Origin of the sequence: Actinomyces sp. HMSC08A09, assembly GCF_001807465.1 — a bacterium.
In the GTDB taxonomy this organism is placed as follows: Bacteria; Actinomycetota; Actinomycetes; order Actinomycetales; family Actinomycetaceae; genus Actinomyces; species Actinomyces oris.
Map to the genome: position 1 here is coordinate 9,163 of NZ_KV789132.1, position 21,147 is coordinate 30,309.

At 69.4% G+C, this 21,147-nt stretch carries 17 protein-coding genes; 11 read left to right on the forward strand and 6 right to left on the reverse strand.

Annotated elements, in window-relative coordinates; genetic code table 11:
* From HMPREF3165_RS13855 to HMPREF3165_RS08245, 5 genes are all read left to right on the forward strand, one after another.
* Window positions 1-586, forward strand: a 586-nt coding sequence (locus tag HMPREF3165_RS13855) for a DUF4956 domain-containing protein (RefSeq protein ID WP_256275236.1), incomplete at its 5' end; no start/stop codon positions are given.
* Window positions 587-800: 214 nt separating this feature from the next.
* The gene (locus tag HMPREF3165_RS08230) at window positions 801-1,622 is read left to right on the forward strand and encodes a polyphosphate polymerase domain-containing protein (RefSeq protein ID WP_070512351.1); all 822 of its coding nucleotides are present in this window, start codon (window positions 801-803) and stop codon (window positions 1,620-1,622) included.
* A 278-nt stretch (window positions 1,623-1,900) separates the two neighbouring features.
* The gene (locus HMPREF3165_RS08235) at window positions 1,901-2,710 is read left to right on the forward strand and encodes a DUF4956 domain-containing protein (RefSeq protein ID WP_070512354.1); all 810 of its coding nucleotides are present in this window, start codon (window positions 1,901-1,903) and stop codon (window positions 2,708-2,710) included.
* Window positions 2,711-2,772: 62 nt separating this feature from the next.
* A complete protein-coding gene (locus HMPREF3165_RS08240) occupies window positions 2,773-3,789 on the forward strand; it encodes a polyphosphate polymerase domain-containing protein (protein WP_070512356.1) in 1,017 nt (338 codons plus the stop codon).
* A 61-nt stretch (window positions 3,790-3,850) separates the two neighbouring features.
* Window positions 3,851-5,599, forward strand: a complete 1,749-nt coding sequence (locus HMPREF3165_RS08245; protein ID WP_070512359.1) for a carbohydrate-binding domain-containing protein — start codon at window positions 3,851-3,853, stop codon at window positions 5,597-5,599.
* A 110-nt stretch (window positions 5,600-5,709) separates the two neighbouring features.
* Here HMPREF3165_RS08245 and HMPREF3165_RS08250 read toward each other — a convergent pair whose 3' ends face one another.
* The 5 genes from HMPREF3165_RS08250 to HMPREF3165_RS08270 all read right to left on the reverse strand — a co-directional run bounded on the left by HMPREF3165_RS08250 (window position 5,710) and on the right by HMPREF3165_RS08270 (window position 13,352).
* Entirely contained in the window at window positions 5,710-6,924 is a 1,215-nt protein-coding gene (locus tag HMPREF3165_RS08250; protein ID WP_003788420.1) for a type II toxin-antitoxin system HipA family toxin, read from the reverse strand.
* Entirely contained in the window at window positions 6,921-8,561 is a 1,641-nt protein-coding gene (locus tag HMPREF3165_RS08255) for a DUF262 domain-containing protein (protein ID WP_070512362.1), read from the reverse strand. The genes HMPREF3165_RS08250 and HMPREF3165_RS08255 overlap by 4 nt, the downstream gene beginning before the upstream one ends.
* Window positions 8,562-8,631: 70 nt before the next feature.
* Entirely contained in the window at window positions 8,632-10,293 is a 1,662-nt protein-coding gene (locus HMPREF3165_RS08260; RefSeq protein ID WP_083303259.1) for an L-serine ammonia-lyase, read from the reverse strand.
* 61 nt (window positions 10,294-10,354) lie between these two features.
* Window positions 10,355-12,358 carry an alpha-amylase family protein gene (locus HMPREF3165_RS08265; protein WP_070512364.1) on the reverse strand — a complete coding sequence of 668 codons (2,004 nt, stop codon included), beginning with the start codon at window positions 12,356-12,358 and terminating at the stop codon, window positions 10,355-10,357.
* Between the two features lie 421 nt (window positions 12,359-12,779).
* Window positions 12,780-13,352: a winged helix-turn-helix transcriptional regulator gene (locus HMPREF3165_RS08270; RefSeq protein WP_256275237.1), complete on the reverse strand. Its 573-nt coding sequence runs from the start codon at window positions 13,350-13,352 to the stop codon at window positions 12,780-12,782.
* Between the two features lie 122 nt (window positions 13,353-13,474).
* On the opposite strand from HMPREF3165_RS08270, the gene HMPREF3165_RS08275 reads away from it, so the two are divergent.
* The 5 genes from HMPREF3165_RS08275 to HMPREF3165_RS08295 all read left to right on the forward strand — a co-directional run bounded on the left by HMPREF3165_RS08275 (window position 13,475) and on the right by HMPREF3165_RS08295 (window position 17,428).
* Complete coding sequence (locus HMPREF3165_RS08275; RefSeq protein ID WP_070512368.1) at window positions 13,475-14,086, forward strand: NAD(P)-dependent oxidoreductase; 612 nt, start codon at window positions 13,475-13,477, stop codon at window positions 14,084-14,086.
* 96 nt (window positions 14,087-14,182) lie between these two features.
* Window positions 14,183-14,989: a bifunctional hydroxymethylpyrimidine kinase/phosphomethylpyrimidine kinase gene (thiD, locus tag HMPREF3165_RS08280; protein ID WP_070512372.1), complete on the forward strand. Its 807-nt coding sequence runs from the start codon at window positions 14,183-14,185 to the stop codon at window positions 14,987-14,989.
* Window positions 14,990-15,303: 314 nt separating this feature from the next.
* The gene (locus HMPREF3165_RS08285; protein WP_070512373.1) at window positions 15,304-15,654 is read left to right on the forward strand and encodes a PadR family transcriptional regulator; all 351 of its coding nucleotides are present in this window, start codon (window positions 15,304-15,306) and stop codon (window positions 15,652-15,654) included.
* Window positions 15,651-16,640, forward strand: coding sequence for an ATP-binding cassette domain-containing protein (locus tag HMPREF3165_RS08290; RefSeq protein ID WP_070512376.1), 990 nt, complete (start codon window positions 15,651-15,653; stop codon window positions 16,638-16,640). Before HMPREF3165_RS08285 ends, HMPREF3165_RS08290 begins: the two co-directional genes overlap by 4 nt.
* Window positions 16,637-17,428, forward strand: a complete 792-nt coding sequence (locus HMPREF3165_RS08295; RefSeq protein WP_070512379.1) for a hypothetical protein — start codon at window positions 16,637-16,639, stop codon at window positions 17,426-17,428. The genes HMPREF3165_RS08290 and HMPREF3165_RS08295 overlap by 4 nt, the downstream gene beginning before the upstream one ends.
* On the opposite strand, the gene dnaB is transcribed toward HMPREF3165_RS08295, so the two are convergent.
* Entirely contained in the window at window positions 17,419-18,843 is a 1,425-nt protein-coding gene (gene dnaB, locus HMPREF3165_RS08300) for a replicative DNA helicase (RefSeq protein ID WP_009406849.1), read from the reverse strand. The two genes, HMPREF3165_RS08295 and dnaB, sit on opposite strands and share 10 nt — an antisense overlap.
* Window positions 18,844-19,637: 794 nt before the next feature.
* Between dnaB and HMPREF3165_RS08305 the strand changes: the two genes are divergently transcribed.
* Complete coding sequence (locus tag HMPREF3165_RS08305; protein ID WP_070512381.1) at window positions 19,638-21,056, forward strand: MATE family efflux transporter; 1,419 nt, start codon at window positions 19,638-19,640, stop codon at window positions 21,054-21,056.
* The last annotated feature ends 91 nt before the right edge of the window (window positions 21,057-21,147 follow it).

Consider the following 21,147-nt stretch of genomic DNA (forward strand, 5'->3'; position numbering starts at 1 on the left):
CGCGGCCCTGGCCCTGGGCCTGCTCGGCGGCATCAAGACCCACCTCATCATCGTCACCATCCTCATGGCCCTCATCCTCGCCTCACTGTGGGTGGGTGACCACCCGGCACTCATGCGCCGCAACCGCAACCAGGTCGTCACCCTCGACCGGGCCATCAGTGACGAGAACGAGCTCATCACCGAGCTCGAGGACCTGCTCGGCGCCCACGTGCGCAGCGTCGACCTCAAGAGCCTGGACCTGGTCAACGACACCACCATCGTCGAGGTCCACTACCGATTGCGTCCTCGCTCCCGCGCAGCGAGGCCGGCTCAGCCACCGGCCGCCCAGCTGCAGCAGGAGGAGATGCAGCAGGGGCCCCACCTGGTCCGGGAGGCTCCGCCTCAGGCCCCCGTTCAGGCCACCGCTCAGGTTCAGCCCGCCGGTCAGCAGCTCTGGCCCGAGACCCCCGTGGCCGACAGCGCCGCGAGAGCAGCCACTGCCCCACCTCGCTACGACTGGATCACCGGTCACCGCCAGCAACACGCCTCCGCCTCCCAGCAGCACGCTCAGGTGAACAACCCTCCGTCCATGGTCCAGCCCCGGTAAAGCTGACCGAGCCGCTCCTCCTCACCGGCGGTGCCCCGCATCGGGACTGCATCGTCGCCTCGAGGACATCGCGCACCCACAGAGCCCACTGCTCCCACCGCACCTCCTACCGCACACGCCACGCAGCCACTGCCGCCGCCCCTCCTCCACCGCTGCCACCCAGCAGCATCGACTCCCCCACCTCGCGACTCCCGATCCCGGAAAGGACTGCACCGTGCTGAACACCGACGGCATCAACACGATCTCCCTCGCCGAGCTCAACTCCGAGGCGAGTCTCCTGACCCGCATCGACCGCAAGTACCTAGTGCCTCCCGGCGACACCCAGCACGTCATTGGCCACCTCGCCCCACGAGCGCAGGTCCTCCAGATCGACGGCCTGCGTCACTTCCGTTACGCCTCGACCTACTTCGACACCCCCGGCCTGGACGCCTACTTCCTGGCGGCCCGCAAGCGCCGTCGGCGTTACAAGATCCGCACCCGCACCTACCTGGACTCCGGCCTGTGCTTCCTGGAGGTCAAGACCAACGGGTCGCGCGAGGCCACGGTCAAGGACCGCTTCAAGTACGATCCCGACGACGCCGACCGCGTCACACCCGACGGTCGCCTGTTCGTCATCGAGCGCCTCGTGGAGTCCGGCACCTGCTCCTCGGACGAGGCGCGCACGATCGCCGATGCCCTCGTCCCGGTCATGGACTCCACCTACAGCCGCACCACCCTGCACCTGCCCCATGACGAGGCCCGCGCCACCTTCGACACCCAGCTCACTTGGGACCTGTTCGGCCCCGATGGGAAGCGCCTGGGGCAGGGAGTCATGGTCGATCACCTCAACGTCGTCGAGACGAAGAACCCCTCCACGGCCTCCCCCACGGACCGCCTCCTGTGGCATCAGGGGCACCGGCCGGCCCGCATCTCGAAGTACGCCACCGGTATGGCGCTGCTGTACGCGAACCTGCCCACCAACCGGTGGAACCGCACCATCAAGCGGGATCTGGGGCGCTACTGGCGTCAGACCCAGTCGCGCCAGCTCGCGGCCTGAGCAGCGGCCCTCACGCTTCCACCCCACCCCCAACCAGCGCCTCCACAGGTCCCGGGCACCGCCCGTCTGTGGGGGCGCTGTTGGCCGCCTTACGCCGCAGCGCGGCAAGTCATGCCTCCCCCATGCCCTGTTCACAGCGCGCTCATGGAATGCGCCCGTTGACTGTTTGTCACCGGACGGAGCCGCACAAGGCCGCGGCGCGCTGAGGGCGCTCCCCTGCTGCCCACCCCGCGGTCAGGCCCCGTCACCGGTCCGATTGACCCGACAGGAGCCTCCCGATGAGCCTGACCACCCTGACCTACATCGCCGCCGACCTGATCGCCCTCGCCGTCCTGGTCAGGGCCCTCTACGCCCCCCGCCACGCACGCAAGGACCTCATGGCCGCCTACATCGGCGTCAACGTGGGCGTTCTGGCAGTCACCCTGCTGCTGTCGACAGCGAGCGTCGCGGCCGGCCTGGGCCTGGGGCTCTTCGGCGTCCTGTCCATCATCCGCCTGCGCTCCACCGAGCTGGCCCAGCACGAGGTTGCCTACTTCTTCGCGGCCCTGGCCCTGGGCCTGCTCGGCGGGATCCAGACCGCACCGATCGGGATGGTGGCGGCCCTCATGGGCACCGTCGTCGCCGCCCTGTGGATCGGCGACCACCCCGCGCTCATGCGCCGCAACCGTCACCAGGTGATCGTCCTCGACCACGCCATCACCAACGAGACCGCTCTCATCGCCCACCTGGAGCGCACCCTGGGCGGGCAGGTCCGCTCGGTGGAGGTCCAGCGCCTCGACCTGGTCGACGACACCACCACCGTTGACGTCCGCTTCCGGGTGCCGCGTCACACCCCCGCTGAGCTCGAGACCGCCACGGCCTTCGACGACGTCACCCCCGCCGCGCAGCCGGCCGCCGAACCGGCCGGCGTCGTCGCCCGCAAGGCACAGACCGCCCAGCCCTGGAGCGGCACGCGCCTGAACGCCGCGCAGGCCGGCTCCCGCCCCGAGCCCGTCGAGGCCCAGCCCCTCACCGTGGCGCCGGCCGCCCAGTACGTCACCCGCTCCAGCAGTCAGGTGGCCTCGTCCGCCGCCGTGGCCTCGCGCTGACCGCCGACCCGGACGAAGCCGACAGGCCAGACCAGGACAGACCAGGACAGACAAGGACCCCGATGATGACCACGACGACAACCTCAACGACGATCTCAACGGCAACCGTGAGCACCTCCCGGGCAGTCTCCTCCGCGGGGCCTCTGGCTCCGACGTCGGGCTCCCTGAACGCAGAGCACCTGGCCACAACCAGTCTCGCCGAGCTCAACGACGCCGCGGGCCTGCTCACCCGGGTGGACCGCAAGTACCTGGTGCCGCTGGAGCGTGCGCAGGAGCTCGTGGGCGGCCTCAGCTCGGAGGCCCGGGTCCTGGAGATCGACGGGAGGCGTCGCTTCTCCTACGCCTCGACCTACTTCGACACCCCGGGACTGGAGGCCTTCATGCTCACGGCCCGCAAGCGGCGTCGGCGCTTCAAGGTGCGCACCCGCACCTACCTCGATTCCGGCCTGTGCTTCCTGGAGGTCAAGACCCGCGGCGCGCGCGGCACCACCGTCAAGCGGCGCATGGGCTACCACCCCGACGACGCCTCCCGCCTCACCGGCTCGGGCCGCGCCTTCGTGGCCGCCTGCCTGGCGAGCGCGGGGGTCACCGGTCCGGCTGCGGCTCGGGATGTCGCCACCGCGCTGCGGCCAGTGCTAGCCACCACCTATGAGCGCACCACCCTGCACCTGCCGCGCGCCGAGGCCCGGGCCACCATCGACACGGCCCTGACCTGGCAGCGCCTGACACCGGGGGGCCGCGCGAGGACTACCGCCGTCGCCGGGGCCCCGCAGGCCCTACGCCCGGCCTACCTGACCGCGGCCATCGACGACGGTGAGCCGGTGGCGGTGGCGGGCGTCGCCGTCGTCGAGACGAAGAACCCGGCCACGCCCTCGCCTGCGGACCGGGCCCTGTGGGACGCCGGCCACCGGCCAGCCCGCATCTCGAAGTACGCCACTGGCATGGCGCTGCTTCACCCCGAGCTGCCCGCCAACCGGTGGTACCGGACCCTGACCCACGAGCTCGCCGACCTGTTCGGCACCAACCGCTCCAACCTGGAGAGCATCGGCGCCACGTGCGCCAACGCGAGCGCCGCCTGAGCGCCGCACCTAGACCACCCACGATCCGACACCGGACCCGAGAAGAAGAGGCCCAGACACCATGAAGACCACCAAGACGACGACCACGCCCCTCCACCGACTCCGCCGTCGTGCGACCGGAGCCGTCGCGTTCCTGGCCGCGATCGCCCTGGCGGCCGGCTGCTCAACATCCTCGGCCTCCGGCAACGCCAGCGCCTCGAGCTCGAGTGAGTCGGATACGACGTGGACGACGATCTCCTCGTCGGTCGCCACGGCGTCGACCGGTGCGAGCGTCTCCAACATCCTGGGAGCGAACGCCTCGGTGGAGGACGCCTCGAGCTCCGCGGACGACGTCGGCACCCCAGACACATCGTCGGCCACCACGATCACGCTGTCGGGATCGTCGGCCTCGGCCAGCGGGTCGGCGTCGAGCAACGTGAAGGTCGATGGGGGCACCGTCACCATCAGCGGCGGCGGCACCTATGTCATCAGCGGTGAGCTCAGCAACGGGCGGATCGTCGTCAACGCCCCCAAGGCCGACGTGCGCCTGGTCCTTAAGGGCGCGAGCATCACGAGCTCGGACGGGCCGGCCATCGACATCCAGGACGCCGGCAACGCGATCGTGGTCCTGGCCAAGGACTCCAAGAACACGCTGACTGACGGCGCGAGCTACGCCTCGGGGCAAGAGGCCACCGCGGCCCTGTTCTCCTCCGACACCCTCACCGTCACCGGGACCGGCCAGCTGGACGTGACCGGCTCCTACAAGGACGGCATCTCCTCCAAGAACGGCCTCATCATCACCGGGAACACCACCATCACGGTCAAGGCCGCCGACGACGGGCTGCGCGGCAAGGACTACCTGGTGGTGGAGTCCGGGACGCTGACGGTCGAGGCCGGGGGCGACGCCCTGAAGTCCAGTGAGGGCGACGATGAGACGAAGGGCTTCATCTCCCTGGGCAAGGCGAGCATCACACTGACCTCCACCGACGACGCGATCTCGGCGACCACGGACGTCACCGTCAAGGACACGACCCTGACGATCACGGCCGGCGGCGGCCAGGCCAACGCCACCGTTGAGGAGCAGGCCCCGCCCGGGCAGGAGTCGACGGCGGACTCCTCGACGCCCTCACCGAAGGGCATCAACGCCGGGGTGAGCTACACGCAGGACTCCGGGAAAGTCACCGTCAATGCGGCCGATGAGGGTCTGCAGGCGCCGTTCGTCAACGTGTCCGGTGGGGAGCTGTCCATCGCGGCGGGCGACGACGGCATCAACGCCTCCAACGGCGACCATGTCATCGAGGGGCACGAGAATGCCGACTCCGAGTCCGACGACGGCTCGGTGCTGACGATCAGCGGCGGCGAGGTGGAGGTCTCCTACGCCTCCTCCGACGGTATCGACTCCAACGGCTCGGCCTACGTCAAGGGCGGGATCGTGGTGGTCTCGGGGCAGGCCGGCGCGATGGACGGCTCGGTGGACGCCAACGGCGAGAGCCAGCTCGTGGGGGTGACGGGCTCGCCGTCGGTGAGCGCGGGGGACACGCTGACCGTCACGGATGCTTCCGGGTCGCAGGTGGCCTCGCTCAAGGTGGACTTCACGGCTGAGGCGATCACGGTGCTGGGGCTTACTGAGGGCCAGCAGTACACGGTGGCGACGTCGTCGGGCGGCTCGGCCACGGGGACGGCCTCGGCGCTGTCGGCCGGGATGGGCGGTCCCATGGGTGGTGGCGCCGGTGGCCAGGGAGGCCAGGGCGGTCAGCCCGGTGGCGGACAGCAGTCCGGCAACCAGAACAGCCAGTCGAACAGCCAGTCCAGCACCGCCCAGAGCAGCTGACCCGGGCTGGACACCGAGGTGGGGGCCGCAGCGCAACGCTGCGGCCCCCCATCCGGATAACGTGCCGTGTTGGCGGGCCCGGTTCCTCCCAAGATCGAGCCCCCTGTCCATCAGGTCTGCGTCAGCTGCTGACAAGTCCGCTCAAGGTGCTCCTCAATCCATGCGGCCACCGGCGCTGGTAGGCCTTCGGCGGCACCGGCCACCCAGGCCTGACTGAACCGCTCGATCATCTCGTCAACGACGTCAAGAACGTCATCATCGTCGACATTGAGAGCCGCTTGAAGCCGTGCGAAGTGGTCCCGGGAGATCTCCGAGAGTCGCGCTGTACCGAAGAAGGGTAGGCCCAGGTCTGCCTGATGGGGGTAGACGGCCGTACATACGAGGTCATAGGCGGGTGAGAGCCGCGCTATCTTCCGATCCGGGTAGATGAGTGACCAGTTCTTGAGGTGGGCGTCCCCATTTCCGACAAACAGGTTGAAAACCGTCCGACGCGCCATCTCCCGCAGCGAGGCATGATCCCGCCCGCGATAGGCGATGGCGGCGACGGCCTCGACCGTGGAGCGGTACTTCCCCTCACCAAGACCGAAGCGTCCCAGCACCTGGGCGAAGTCCTCAATATGCACACGCCCTTCGGCGGTCCGATCGAAGCGGCGCACCACGTAGGCCTCGTCCTCATCAGATGGCCATGCTCCTTCTCCCAGCTCATCCACCTGATTGCGGTGCCTCACGTGGACCTCGGGGACCTCAATGCCGACCTCGCCGGCTAATCGCATCACGGCGGCCTCGTTCGCCACGAGCCCCGGATAGGTCCCATCGGGTGTTTTCACGATCCATCCGCCGTCCTCTCCGTGGGCGGGGATTACCAGGCGGTCGCCCTCCTGACGCATGGAGAACTTCAGCCCCATCCCCGCCAAGGAGAAACGCAGACGTGCGGAAGGTCCGGGCACGTTCACGAGCCCATCAGCCGCTGCTTCGAAACCCTCATCGATAGGCGCCTCGGGATCGGGGACGACCTGGACGGCTCCAGGCAGATCCGCCCCGATCCGCGTAAGGAGGTCGATCTCACGGTTGGTGTCGACTCTCTGCTCACGAGCAATCAGCTCCCTGAGGCGCCCCTCGGGCAGGAGATTGGAGAACCACGCGGGCACCCAGTTGGTCGCCCGCGGCTGCTTGCGCGGGTGGTCCTCGAACCAGCGTCCCAGCACTGCGCGGTTCGGACGGTCCCAGTAGTCCCGGTCGAAGACGAACTTCGTGAAGGCGTCTCTGCGATGGATCGCTCCAACATGCTCCCCGTGGAGAAGGACCGCGTAGACCGCTTCCATCATGACGCTTCACTTTCCTGCCAGTCCTCGTCGGCGATGTAGTCACCGAGCGGTGGGGTGTCCTCGTGCCCGTATGCGGCCCGCGCCTTGATGAAGTTATCGAGGTAGCTGCGCAGCAGCTCAGTTCTCGCCTCAATAGCGTCGTTGTACCGGTTCTCCTGGAGGTCATGCAGGATCTGCTCGTTCAGAAGCAACGAGGCAAGATCGGACTCACCATCCAGGAGAGAGAAGAGATCTCGACGATCCCTTGTCGAGATCACCTTGTTAGCCGCGACAGAGGCTCCGTCCGGAAGAGCGGAGGCCGGGACCAGGTCGGAGACCACACCTCGCGGCGTCGTCTCCCCCTCGAGTTGTGCAGCCAGCGTTTCCACTGTAATTGAGGCGCCCGAGTCAGGATCCACCGGTTCCAGGTTCCACATCGCAGCAAGGATCACCTTGCTGTCGGAGCGAGTGGCTCGGAACACACGGAGATCAGGGGCCTTCGGAAGGTCCGAGAGTGCCGCTGCATTGAGAAGTCGTTGGACCGACTCCGACTCCTGACCAGGGACGAGACAGGCAGCCATATCGCGAAGGTCCGTCTGAGAGCCATTGATACCAAGGTCATCAGCGCCGACGCTCGTGCGCCAGAACCAGCGTCGAAGCAGTTCAAGATTACGGTCCTGAGCATGCGGGAAGAAGGCGAAGAATCTTGCCAGAACCAGCAGCTGGAATCGAAACGGAAGGAACGTCATATGGGGGATACCGCACTGCTGGAGGAACAGCGCGGCATCCACAAGAGACCGCTCCGTTTCCAGATACGCCTCTTCCTGACTTTCATTGGGAAAATCACTGACAGCTCGACGACTCGGAGAGAATTCCCCATGAACGTCGCGAGTGATGTCCGTGTGACGTCGCACCAGGAGCGCCTGAACCACGACCTTATCCGCCAAGACACCGAAATGGGTTCGTTCGTCAACATGCACGGCGATACCCGCCGTCGTCAACCCATCGCTCGGACCACCGTGAATTGCATCGAAGATCTCCGCGGCGTTGAGCTTCTTACCCCGATTATTGATTCGGTCGAACACCTCCCGAAGAACTGCCTCATCAGCATCCTCCATGATCGTCGCAGGAACCGAGACATCAGCAAGCCTCCCGGTCACATCCTGGATATGCGAGGCATACTCCGTTCCATCAGGATTGTCTCTCAACCACGCCAGTGCACGTCCCAGATCGAACAGGTCTGGTAAAGGCACGATGAGTGATGCCCCTGAATCACGCACAGGGACAACCTTCTGCTCTTCCAAGGAGTACCCCAGGGAGAACCTCGGATCGTGCGCACCTTCTGGGTCCATGACGTTGACGAGGCTGGTGATGCGTTGCTGACCATCCACCACCCACAGAGCATCCGGGAGGCTGCCGGCTTCAATGTCAAGGGCACCGATCCTCAGATGCTCCGCCTCAGCCTCCCGCTTCCAGAGCAGAAGGCTGCCGATCGGATAGCCACGAAGCACGGAGTCAACGAGATTGAGGACATCCTGCTTCTCCCAGCGGAAGGAGCGCTGGAACTGCGGCACGCGCAGACGACCGGATTTCACCAGCGAGCGCAGTTGCGCAATGCTGTAGCTCTGGCTGCTGGAGACTGCCTGCGGTTCGCTCATACATCAATTATGCCGAACTGTGCCGACATCATCGATACGCCCTTAAGACCACCCATCGCCCTGACGGCGATCAGCACTCCACGACGTTGACGGCCAGGCCGCCGCGGGAGGTCTCCTTGTACTTTGCGAGCATGTCCTCGCCGGTCTGGCGCATCGTCTCAATGACGGTGTCGAGGCTGACGGCGTGCCGACCCTCGCCCCACAGGGCCATGCGGGCGGCGTTGATGGCCTTGACGGCGGCCACCGCATTGCGCTCGATGCAGGGGATCTGGACCAGCCCGCCCACCGGGTCGCAGGTGAGCCCCAGGTTGTGCTCCATGGCGATCTCGGCGGCGTTCTCCACCTGGGCGGGTGTCCCACCCAGGGCCTCGGCCAGGCCGGCGGCCGCCATTGAGGAGGCCGATCCGACCTCCCCCTGGCAACCGACCTCGGCCCCGGCGATGGAGGCGTTGGTCTTGATGAGCCCGCCCACGGCGGTGGCTGCCAGCAGGAAGCGGCGGGCGCCGTCGTCGTCGGCCCCGGGAATGAAACGCTCGTAGTAGGCCAGGACCGCAGGGACGATGCCGGCCGCGCCGTTGGTGGGAGCGGTGACCACACGGCGCCCTGCGGCGTTCTCCTCGTTGACCGCGAGCGCGAACAGGTCCACCCAGTCCATGCCGCGCAGGGGGTCGGCCATGGTGAAGGCGGCGGCCGGTCCGGTCGACTGGGCGCGCAGCCGCTCGTGGAGGGCCTTGGCACGTCGGCGCACCCCGAGCCCGCCGGGCAGGATGCCCTCGGCGTTCATGCCGGCCTCGATGCAGGCGCGCATCGTGGCGCACAGCCGGTCCAGGTAGGCCATGACCTCCTCGCGGCTGCGGGCGGAGAGCTCGTTGGCCAGGACGACGTCGGACACGCTCAGGCCCTCGCGCTCACAGATCGCCAGCATCGCGGCCGAGGTGGTGAAGGGGAAAGGCGCCGGGGTGGCGTGGGCCTGGGTCGCGGAGGCGGTCGCCAGGGCCTGGATCGACGGCGACCCGGGGGTACCGACGTCCTCCATGACGAAGCCGCCGCCCACGGAGTAGTAGGTGCGGCGCAGAATCTCGGCGCCGCTGGCGCAGTAGGCGGTCAGGGTCATGCCGTTGACGTGGTAGGGCAGGACCCGCCCGGGCAGGAAGTGGATGTCGGCGCTCGGGCTGAAGGGGATGGGACCGACGCCGTCGACCACCAGCTCGCCGGCCGCCTCGACCTCCTCCATGAGGGACTCGCACACGACGGCGGGGACCGTCTCGGGCTCGTAGCCGGCCAGGCCCATGACGGTGGCGCGGTCGGTGGCGTGCCCGCGGCCGGTGGCACCCAGCGAGCCGTAGAGCTCGACGGTGACGCGGGTGGGCTGCGGCAGGCCGGCGCCCGGGGCCGGTGAGGCGCACTCGCCGTCGGACGCCCCCGCGCCGCCCGGGCGGACCGCCTCGGCCAGGGCCCGGCTGAAGGCGCGGCCGGCCCGCATGGGGCCCACGGTGTGGGAGGAGGAGGGGCCGATACCGATGCGCATGAGGTCGAAGACGCTCAGCGGGCGGGGCGCCTGCTCGACGTCGATGGCCCCGGCCAGAAGCGCCGCGGGTGTGGCCGAGTCCAGTGCCGCGGAGACGAGCGCGGTCTCCCGGGCGACGTCGGATGGCTCAGTGACCGCCGTCGTCGCGGATCGAGCTGCGGAATGGGGGACGTGCGTCGAGATGGGCAGGCTGCGGCGGGTCACGCCCTTAATGATGCATGCCCGCCGTCCGGGGCCCAACTCCGTGCCGGGACCTTGATCCGTCTCAGTCCGTGGGGCGTACCAGCCACCAGGCGGCGTAGGGCGGAACGGGCACACGTCCGTCCCCCGCCCCGTCCAGCGTGGTGGAGCCGAAGGGGACCGTGTCGGTCAGGACGTCGGTGGCCCCCATGACCCCGAGCCGAGCGAGCTGGTCGGCGGCCACCGAGCGCCACTGCGGCGTCACGTTGTACACGCCCACGAAGCTGCCGCGCGGGTGGTCGCGGTAGGTCACCAGCACCCCGGGGTCGTCGACGTCCTGGACCTGGGTGCGCACGACGGCGTCGAGCTGGGGCAGGCCGGCACGCACCTGCGCCATGTGCGCCAGGTCAGTGAAGACGCGCCCCTCGACGGTGGAGCGGTCGCGGCGGTTGACCAGCCGGCCCTCGTCGAGGCGGGGGCGACCGGCCCAGCGCGAGTCGGCCTCGTGGCCCGGCTCGGTGTCCCAGTTGGGGTCGTTGGGCTGGGCGAGCTCGTCCCCGCTCCACAGGACGGGGATGCCGCCCCAGCCATAGACGATGGCGTGGGCCATGCGCAGGGCGTGGATCCGCTCCTCGCGCCAGGTCCACAGCGCCTCGGCCTCGTGCTCGGGGGTCTCATCGGTGACGCCCTCCCAGGCCTGGGCGGCGGCCTCGATCCCGATAAGCGAGGCGGCCGTTCCGGAGATGCGCCGGTCCCCGGTGGCCGGGTTGTGCTGGAAGACCAGGCCCGCGGCGTCGGAGGTGGGGTACTCGCCGCTGTACCAATCGGACAGGAAGGACCGATGGTCGTAGCCGCTCAGGCCCACGGCGGCCGCGTCGTCGTCGTCGATGGCCCAGCCGATGTCGTCGTGGCAACGCAGGTAGGTGATCCAGGTGGCGGTGGAGGGCTCGACCGGCAGGTTCTGGAGGGCCTCGACCGCCAGCGTCGTGTCGCGCGCCGCGAGCATGGACCAGATCTGGACCATGAGGGAGTTGTGATAGGCCAGGTCGGAGACCTTGCCGGTGTACTTGCCCTGGCCCAGGTACTGGAGGAGCTCGGTGGGGGCGACGATCGCCTCGGCCTTGAGGTCGACGGCGGGGCAGACGATGCGGGTCAGGGCGCGCAGGACCTCGGTGATGGCGTGGACCTCGGGCTGGCCCTGGCAGTCGGTGCCCTTGCGCTTGATGGTGAAGGCGATGGCGTCCAGGCGCAGCACCTCGACGCCGCGGTTGGCCAGGTTCAGGACGATGCCGGCGAACTCGGCCATGACGTGGGGGTTGCGCCAGTTGAGGTCCCACTGGAAGGAGTTGAAGGTGGTCCACACCCAGCCTCCCACGCCGTCGTCCCAGGTGAAGTTGCCGGGGGCGAAGTCGGGGAAGACCTCCGGCAGGGTGCGCTCGTAGGCGTCGGGCTCGGTGCGGTCGGGGAAGATGAGGAAGTAGTCGCGGTAGCGCTGCTCGCCGGCGCGGGCCCGCACCGCCCACTCGTGCTCGGCGGCCACGTGGTTGAGGACGAGGTCCACCACCAGGGAGATGCCCTCGGCGCGCAGCTCGCCGGCCAGGTGCTCGAGGTCCTCCATGGTGCCCAGGTCCGGGCGCACGGTGCGGTAGTCGGCGACCGCGTAGCCGCCGTCGGAGTCACCGGGGCGCGGGGTGAGCAGGGGCATGAGGTGGAGATAGGTGACGCCCAGCTCACGCAGGTAGTCGATGCGGTCCTCCACGCCGCGTAGGGTGCCGGCGAAGCGCTCGGTGTAGGCGGCGTATCCAACGCGGCCCGGGTGCTGGACCCAGGCGGGGTCGAGGGTGCGGGCCAGGTCCAGGCGGCGCAGCTCGTAGTCGCGCTCCGCGTAGGCCCGGACGGCCAGGGCCAGTAGGTTAAGTGCCTCCTCCTCGGCGGCGTCGCCGTAGAGGGTGGTGAGCCCGTCGAGGAGGTCGGGGTACCAGGCCTCGGCGCGCGTGAGGAAGATGTCCCGCTCCACGGCCTCAAGCGGGTCCAGGACGTGGAAGACGATGTCGTTGAGGGATGGCGGGAGGGACGTGGCGGCGCTCATAGATCTATGGTCCCCGATTCGGCGGCGGCGCGGTACTCATTTCCTCATCGTCCCGTCGGCCGGGGCGGCCATCGGCGAGGCGACGGCGAGGTCAGTCACGCAGTCGGCCCCGATGGCCACCGACAACCACCAGCAGCCCCCGCCCCACTTCCTGGCCCGCGGTGCCGGGCGCGGTCGGGTGCGGTCCCACCTCCTGAACACACGGCACCGGCCGCCTGAGCCCGCGAGCCCACCACCGACGGGGACATGGCGCGCGGCCGGGGGCGTGTCATTCCGGGCGGGGGCATTCGACGCCGTCGGGGACAGCAATCCTGTCCCCGAACGCGCGGCACGTCCCCTGCCGACCGGGACGGCGCCCGGCCGCGCGCAATGTCCCCGGCCGTGGAAACAAGTGCGCCCTGAGCCCGCGCGTGCCGGGACGTCAGGATTCGACGGCGTCGTAGGACTCGCGGTGGGCCAGGATCTGGGCTGAGTGGGTGTGGATCCAGGTGCGCAGCGCGTCGATGGGGGCCTGGAGGCTGCGACCCAGGTCGGTCAGCTCGTAGTCGACCCGTGGCGGCACGCCCGGCAACTGGGTGCGCGTCACCAGGCCATCGCGCTCCATGGATCGCAGCGTCTGGGTGAGGACTTTGGGCGTCACCCCGCCGACCCGAGCGCGCAGCTCGCCGAAGCGGCTCGGCCCGTCGGCCAGGACCGTGACCACCAGCGGGGTCCAGCGGTCGACGACGTGGCGCAGCACCGTGCGCGACGGGCAGGCGGGCGAGAGGATGTCGAAGTCGAAGACCGGCGCCTGAGTTCCCTCCGCGGCTGGAACCTCGCAGCATGGGGCGCTCTCCCGAGTAGCCGCCTCTCCTGACTCGCCTGACGGCAGTTCCATCGCGCCCTCCACACCCGAGGTGTCGGCGCCGCGAGCGGCGACGGCACTCCTCGCACTGCTGACGCCGCCTCGTGCCGCCTCCCGCCGCTCAGCCATCAGCCCCTCAGCTCGTGACACAACACACTCCCTTAGTTACTTTGAGGTACTTAGTACCTTAACCATACCATCGAGTCATCGCGAGGTCGCCGGCACCCGACGCACTCGCCTCAAACCAGCACACCACCTACCTGGAGGAAGTCATGAAGCTCGCCGTCATCGGAGGAACCGGTATGGTCGGCTCGGCCACTGTCACCGAGGCCGCCGGCCGCGGCCACGAGGTCGTCTCCACCTCGCGCTCGGGCCGTCACGCCGAGGGAGCCGCGCAGAACGTCACCCTCACCCTGGCCGACACGCAGGCCGTCGTCGACCTCATCAACAGCTCCGACGCCACCGTCATCACCGTCTCCGCCGGCCGAGGAGAGTCCGCCCAGCCCGTCATTGACGCCCACCGCGCCCTTATCGCGGTTGCCCCCACCGGCCGGCTCATCGTCGTCGGCGGCGCCGGCTCCCTGCTCACGCCCGACGGCACCCGCCTGGTGGACACCCCCGGGTTCCCCGAGGAGTACAAGCCCGAGGCCCTGGCCTTCACCGAGGTCCTCGACCTCTATCGCGAGGCCGGCAGCGCCCTGAACTGGACCTTCCTCTCCCCCGCCCCGGAGTTCACCGACAAGCCGCGCACCGGCACCTACACCGAGGGCGGCGACCAGCCCGCGGGCAGTGAGATCTCCGTGGCCGATTTCGCCGTCGCCCTGGTGGACGAGGCCGAGAAGGACGCGCACCGCGGCCACCGCTGGACCATCGCCAACGCCTGAGCCCACGGCCGCTGACGGCGCGCCCGCCGAGCCGGGCCGGTTCCATACGACCGGCCCGGCTTGGCTCGTGCGCCCCGGCCGGTGCAGGCTTGACCCATGACTGCCATTGCCCTGACCATCGCCGGCTCCGAGGCCTCGGGCGGCGCCGGCGCCCAGACCGACCTCAAGACCTTCCACACCCTCGGCGTCTACGGTTGCACGGCCCTGACCTGCATCGTGTCCATGGACCCCAAGGACGGGTGGAACCACCGCTTCGTCCCGGTGGACCCCGGCGTCATCGCCGACCAGATCGAGACCTGCGCCGCCGTCCACTCGCGCATCGACGCCGTCAAGATCGGCATGCTGGGGACGGCACCCACCATCGACGTCGTCGAGAAGGCCCTGGAGACCTACGACTTCCCCACCGTGGTGCTCGACCCGGTCCTCATCTGCAAGGGCCAGGAGTTCGGGGGCGCCCTCGAGGTGGATAACGCCCTGCGCACCAAGATCCTGCCGCGGGCCACGATGACCACCCCGAACCTCTTCGAGGCCGCCACGCTGGCGGGCATGGAGGAGATCACCTCCGTCGAGCAGCTCAAGGACGCCGCCAAGCGCATCCACGACCAGGGCGTCCCCAATGTCCTGGCCAAGGCCGGCCCATCGCTGGGCACCGGCACCGCGCTGGACGTCTTCTACGACGGCACCACCCTGGAGGTCCTCGAGGTTGAGGCCGTGGGCACCGAGCGCGTCCACGGCGCCGGCTGCACCCTGGCGGCTGCGGTGACCGCCGAGCTCGCCAAGGGCGCCTCCCCGCTTGAGGCCGCCGTCACCGCCAAGGAGGTCGTCTCCTCCTCCATCCGGCACGGCCTGCGCGGCAACATGCCCTTCCTCTACGTCTACCAGGGCGAGTACCGGCAGGGTTGAGCCGCACCGCTGAGGCGCCCCTCGGTTCCTCACCGATCCTCCCGCTTCACCATCCGCCGCCGACGGTTTTCAGCCTGTCGGCGGCGGATGTGCGTCATCCACGCCCAGATCTGTCACAGATGACGACTTTTCAGGCGGACCGCCGCGGCCACCAACCCATCCGCACCGGCCTGACCTGCGCAGATGCCCCAGACCCACCGACGCGACGCAGCACCGACGCAACTAAAAGTCGCCATCCGTGACACAACGACCCCTGAGAACCGGCACACCAGCACAGTAGACAGACAACCTAGTAACTAGATAGTCTATAAACCATGGACTCTTCAGCGTCGCGCCTCCTGCGCGGATTCCTGGAACCCTGTCTGCTCTCACTGCTGGCCGAGCACGCCGACTACGGGCTGTCCCTGGCGCAGCGGCTCGCCGCCGCCGGATTGGACGAGGTACCCGGCGGCACGCTCTACCCGGCTCTCATGCGCCTGGAGAAGCGCGGCCTCGTCGCGGTCTCCTGGCGCCCCTCCACCTCCGGGCCCGCCCGCAAGTACTACGAGCTGACGGACGCCGGACACACCGAGCTCACCGCACGACGGGCCGAGTGGCGCACCTTCACCACGGCGGTCGGCACTCTCATCGAGGGCCGCAGGGTACGCACGGAGGCCTCCTCATGAGCCAGCCCGCGGAAGCCAGGGACCCAGCACAGAACACAACGGCCGAGTGGTACCGAAACTTCGCGGTAGAGCTCGCCTCCCGCGGTCTGCCGTCCTCCGAGGTCGAGCGCACGGCCGCCTCAACCCGGGCGGAGGTCGAGGCGGCCAGGGTGCCGCCTGGCGACCTGTACGGACCTGCAGTCCTCTACGCCCGCGAGGTCGCCTCTGCACTACGGGACTACCAGGCGACAGCACCCGCCCCGGCCCCACACATCTCGTCACCCCACGCCACTGCTGACCTCGGCACCACCGACCTCACCACCACATCTGCCAAGACTCCGCCCGCAACCCCCGTGGTCCTGCGCCTGACGGACGTCTCCGCGCGCCGCGGCAGGCGCACGGTCCTGTCCGGAATCAACCTCACCATCCACCGAGGCGAGGTCGTCGCCGTCGTCGGGGCCAACGGCGCCGGCAAGTCGACTCTGCTTCAGCTTTGCGCGGGCCTGCTGCGCGCAAGCGGTGGGCGCATCGAGAGGACGCCGAACTTCGGCTATGCGCCTCAGCTCGACTCCTTGGCGCCGCTGCTGACGGTGGACGAGCACCTCCGGCTCTTCGGGGCGGCGCGTGGGATCCGGCAAGGCCGCTCCATCTCGACCGGCCGCCGTCTCCTCACCCGCCTGGGCTGGACCGCCCGCGGAGACCAGACCGCCGGGACGCTCTCGGGTGGGACCCAGCAGAAGCTCAACGTCGCTCTTGCCCAGCTCGACGCGCCCGACCTGCTCCTGCTGGATGAGCCCTACCAGGGCCTGGACGCCCTGGCCTACGAAGACCTGTGGGCCCTCATCTCGGCCTGGCGCGCCTCGGGCGCAGGCGTCCTGCTGGTCACCCACCTGCTGCGCGACGTCGACCTGGTCGACCGGGTCGTCGAGCTGCCGGCCCCGCAGGAGGACGCAAGCCGGACTGTCCTCCGAATGCCCCGACGGACGCTACGAAAGGAGTCGGCATGAGCACCTCGCCTGACCAGTCCAAACCGGAGTCCGAGTGGGGCCGCGCCGAGGGCGTCCGGTTCCGGTCGATGGCGGCGACCACGGGCCTGGTCGCACTCGTCACCCTGCGGGAGCTCGCCCGACGGCGCGGCGCCCTCGCACTGGCGACCCTCCTGCCGCTGACCTTCTACCTGGTGCGCCTGGAGACGCACTGGACCGCCATCCGGCTCCTGTCGATCGGCCTGGGCTGGGCGACGGCGACGCTGGCGCTGTTCACACAGGTCTCGTCCCGCTCAGTGGACCGCCGCCTCGCTGTCAGCGGGGCTCGGCCCGCAAGCCTGCTGCTGGGCCGCTACCTCGCGGTGCTCGGGCTCGGGTGGATTCTCGGCCTGCTCTACAGCGGCCTCGTCCTGGCCACGATCGGCGACGAGCTCACCCACCCGAGTGCGGTGCCGGTCATGCTGCTGCTGACCGCCGCCGTGGCCACTCCCCTGGGCTCCCTGGCCGCCGCCCTGGTTCCACGGGACCTCGAGGGAGCACTTCTGCTGCTGTCAGTGATGGCGGTGCAGGTACTGGTGGATCCTTCCGAGGGCTGGACCCGCGTCCTGCCGCTGTGGTCGACCCGGGAGCTCGCGAGCGTCGTCGTGGAGAACCTGGGGTCCGAGACGGCCGACTACCTACGCCGGGGCCTAGAGCATGGCGTCGCCATGACCGTCCTGCTGACGGCGGCGAGCTGGGCCGTGGGCGTGCTGCGGCTGCGCACGGTCCGCCTCCCGGCCCCGGCCCCTGCCGGGCCGGCTTACTCGTAGGCGGGCTCGGGGGTGACGTCGCGCGCCATGTTGGCGAAGCGCGAGACGTGCCCCTGGAAGGCCACCGGGATGGTGCGGGTCTGGCCGTTGCGGTGCTTGGCCACGATGATGTCGGCCTCGCCGGGGCGCTCCTCGTTGTTGTAGTACTCCGGGCGGTGCAGCAGGACGATGATGTCCGCGTCCTGCTCCAGTGACCCGGACTCGCGCAGGTCGCTCATCTGGGGCTTGTTGCCGGTGCGCTGCTCGGGACCGCGGTTGAGCTGGGCGACGGCGATCACCGGGATCTCCAGCTCCTTGGCCAGCAGCTTGAGGGAGCGGGAGAACTCGGAGACCTCCTGCTGGCGCGACTCGACGCGCTTGCCCGAGCTCATGAGCTGGAGGTAGTCGATGACCATGAGCCCCAGGTTGTGCTGCTGCTTCATGCGCAGCGCCTTGGAGCGGATCTCCGGCATCGTGAGGTTGGGCGAGTCGTCGATGAACAGCGGCGCGTTGGAGACGGGGTTGTAGGCCACGGCGACGTCGGTCCAGTCGCGGTCCTCCATCTGGCGCGAGCCGCGCAGTTTGTTCATGTCCACGCTGGACTCGGCGGCCAGGATGCGCATCATGAGCTCCATGCGCCCCATCTCCAGGGAGAAGTAGCAGCTGGTGATGCCGTGGTGGATCGAGGCCGATCGGCAGAAGTCGACGGCGAGCGTGGACTTCCCCATGGCGGGGCGCGCCGCCACGATGATCATCTGGCCGGGGTGGAGCCCGCCGGTGAGCTCGTCGAGCTCGATGAAGCCGGTCGGCACCCCGGTCAGCGCCCCGTTGTCGCGGTTCTGGGCGGCCTCGATCTCCAGGTTGGCCTCGCCCAGGAGCTCGGAGACGGCGACGTAGTCCTCCTTCTCCCCCTCGTGGTGGGCCACCGAGTAGACCTCGGCCTCGGCCAGCGTGACGAGCTCGGCGATGTCGCCGGCGTCGGTGGAGTACCCCAGCTGGGTGATGCGGGTGCCGGCCTGGACCAGGCCGCGCATGAGCGCCTTGTCCTTGACGATGCGGGCGTAGTAGCCGGCGTTGGCTGCGGTGGGAACGGTGGCCATGAGGGTGGCCAGGTAGGGGGCGCCACCGATGCGTTCGAGCTCGCCGCGCTTGGAGAGCTCATCGGCGACGATGAGAGGGTCGGCGGGCTCGGAGCGGTTGTAGACCTCGACAATCGCGTCGAAGATCGACTCGTGGGCCGAGCGGTAGAACTCCGGGCCGCGCAGGACGTCGATGACGTCGGTGATGGCCTCCTTGCTCAGGAGCATGCCACCGAGCGTGGCCATCTCGGCCTCGAGGTCCTGGGGCGGAAGGCGGTCGAAGGCGGAGCTGTCGGTACGGACGCTTCCGCCGTCGGCGCCGCCCGAGCCGGCCTGAGCGCCCATGCCGTTGTCCATCGGCCACCTCCCGCACTGTCACGCCGGTTGGTCCCGGCTCGTCCTACTGCTCCCGACGGCGGCCCGCCGCGTCAGGAAGACGCTCGCCCGCGTGGAGCGCGCGCGTGACCATAACGCCATCGGGCAGGCCCCGCAAACTCTCAAGTTCACCGGCCTTGGGGATATCGGCACCGCCGCTGTGGGAAGACCCCCAGAGCCTGGGGACAGAGGTGGGCAGGCTGTGGACACAGATGTGCGCACTGGTGGCGACTCTCCCACAGGAAGGTGACTTTGCCTTGTTATACCAGGAATCTGAGAGTTCAGGGTTCCTATAGGTTCTTCCCACGACATCACAATGTGATCTGTGGACAAGTGGGTAAACCTGTGGACAAACATCATCTTCGACTTGAGGTCCGCACCGTTTGTGACTCCCCTACAGGGTGGTCCGTTCCAGTTATCCCCAACCCCCGCCATCTCGGCCGAACATCGGCTTTATCAGGCATATCCTCAGCAAATATTCAGCCTTCTAGTACTTTCCTGGAGCTCGAATAGTTGTGTGATCCCCCAGGACAATCCCGGCGATCCGTAGCCTCGGTCACGCCCAGGCTCCACCGCCGCGACCTCACCTCAACCTCATCCTCAACCTGGCCGTGAGGACCTCCCCGGACAGTCTCCCTCCGTGCTCGGAGCCGGCACCCGGCCCCCACCCTCGAGCGCTCCGCGGTGGCGGCCACGCGCTCCTCACTGCGCGGTACCGCCCGGGGACCACCGAGGCGCTGATCCTCCGGCGCGGACCCCTGGTCCACAATGGGGCCGTGCCCAACACCAGTCACCCCGACTCCTCCGGCCTCAACCGTCAGGTCCTGTCCCTGGCCGTCCCCGCTCTGGGAGCTCTCATCGCTGAGCCGCTCTTCGTCCTGGCGGACTCGGCCATGGTCGGCCACCTCGGCGCGGTGAGCCTGGCGGGCCTATCCCTGGCCTCGACGATCCTGACGACGACGGTGGGCCTGTTCGTCTTCCTGGCCTACGCCACCACGGCGACGACGGCGCGGCTGTTCGGGGCCGGCCGGCGCACCGAGGGCCTGCGGGCCGGCGTCGACGGCATGTGGCTAGCGCTCCTGCTGGGGCTGGTGGCGGGCGCCTTCCTGGGGCTGACCGCCCCCTGGCTGACCGCAGCGATGGGCGCCGACGGCGCGGTGGCTCAGGCGGCCGTGGCCTACCTGCGCGCCTCATGCCCGGGACTGCCCGGGATGTTCGTTGTCCTGGCCGCCACCGGCGTGCTGCGCGGCCTGCTGGACACTCGCACGCCCTTCGTCGTGGCCACGGCCGGGGCGGTCTTCAACATCGTCGTCAACGCGATCCTGCTCTACGGCGTCGGAATGGGGATCGCGGGCTCGGGCGCCGGCACCGCGATCGCGCAGACGGCCATGGCGCTGGCGCTGGCCGGTCCGATCGCCCGGGCGGCCCGGGCGGCCGGCGTGGGTCTGCTCCCCCACCGCCAGGGCCTGCGGGCCTCCCTGGGCAGTGGGACGCCCCTGCTCATCCGTTCACTGAGCCTGCGGGCGGCGATCCTGGTGACCGTGTGGGCGGCAACCGCGCTCGGGGAGGTGTCGCTGGCCGCCCACCAGGTCGTCAACGCCCTGTGGACCTTTGCGGCCTTCGCGCTGGATGCGCTGGCCGTGGCGGCGCAGGCCCTCATCGGCACCGCCCTGGGACAGGCCCAGAGGGCGGACGCGGACTCGGCCGCACCGGAGGCTGAGGCCCTCACCGAGGAGGAGGCCGGGGCTGCTGCGGCGACCGCCGGCTGGTCCATTGACGAGCTCCTGAAGCGGATGCTGGCCTGGGGCGCCGGGACGGGGGTCCTTATCGGCGTACTCATGGCGGCGGGCGCCGCCTGGCTACCCCGCGCCTTCACCTCCGACCCGGGCGTCATCGCGGCCGCCACCCCGACGCTCCTGGTCGCGGCGAGCGCGCAGCCACTCGCCGGGGTCGTCTTCCTGCTCGACGGCGTGCTCATGGGCGCCGGCGACGGCCGCTACCTGGCCCGGGCGGGCCTGGTGACGCTGGTGCCCTATGTGCCGCTCGCGCTGCTCATCGGAGGCGGCGTGCTGCCAGGGGCTGGCGGGGCGACGTCGGGCCTGGTGCTGCTGTGGATCGCCTTCACCTGGGTCTTCATGGCCGCCCGCGGCACCACTACCTACCTGCGCTCGCGCGGCACCGCCTGGCGCCACTGACCTCCCCCTCGCCGCCCGGCCCCTCGCCCCGCGCGGTCGTGCCCTATGCCTCGAGGTCGAGGGTTAAGGGTACTGTGCTGTCTCCTCACTT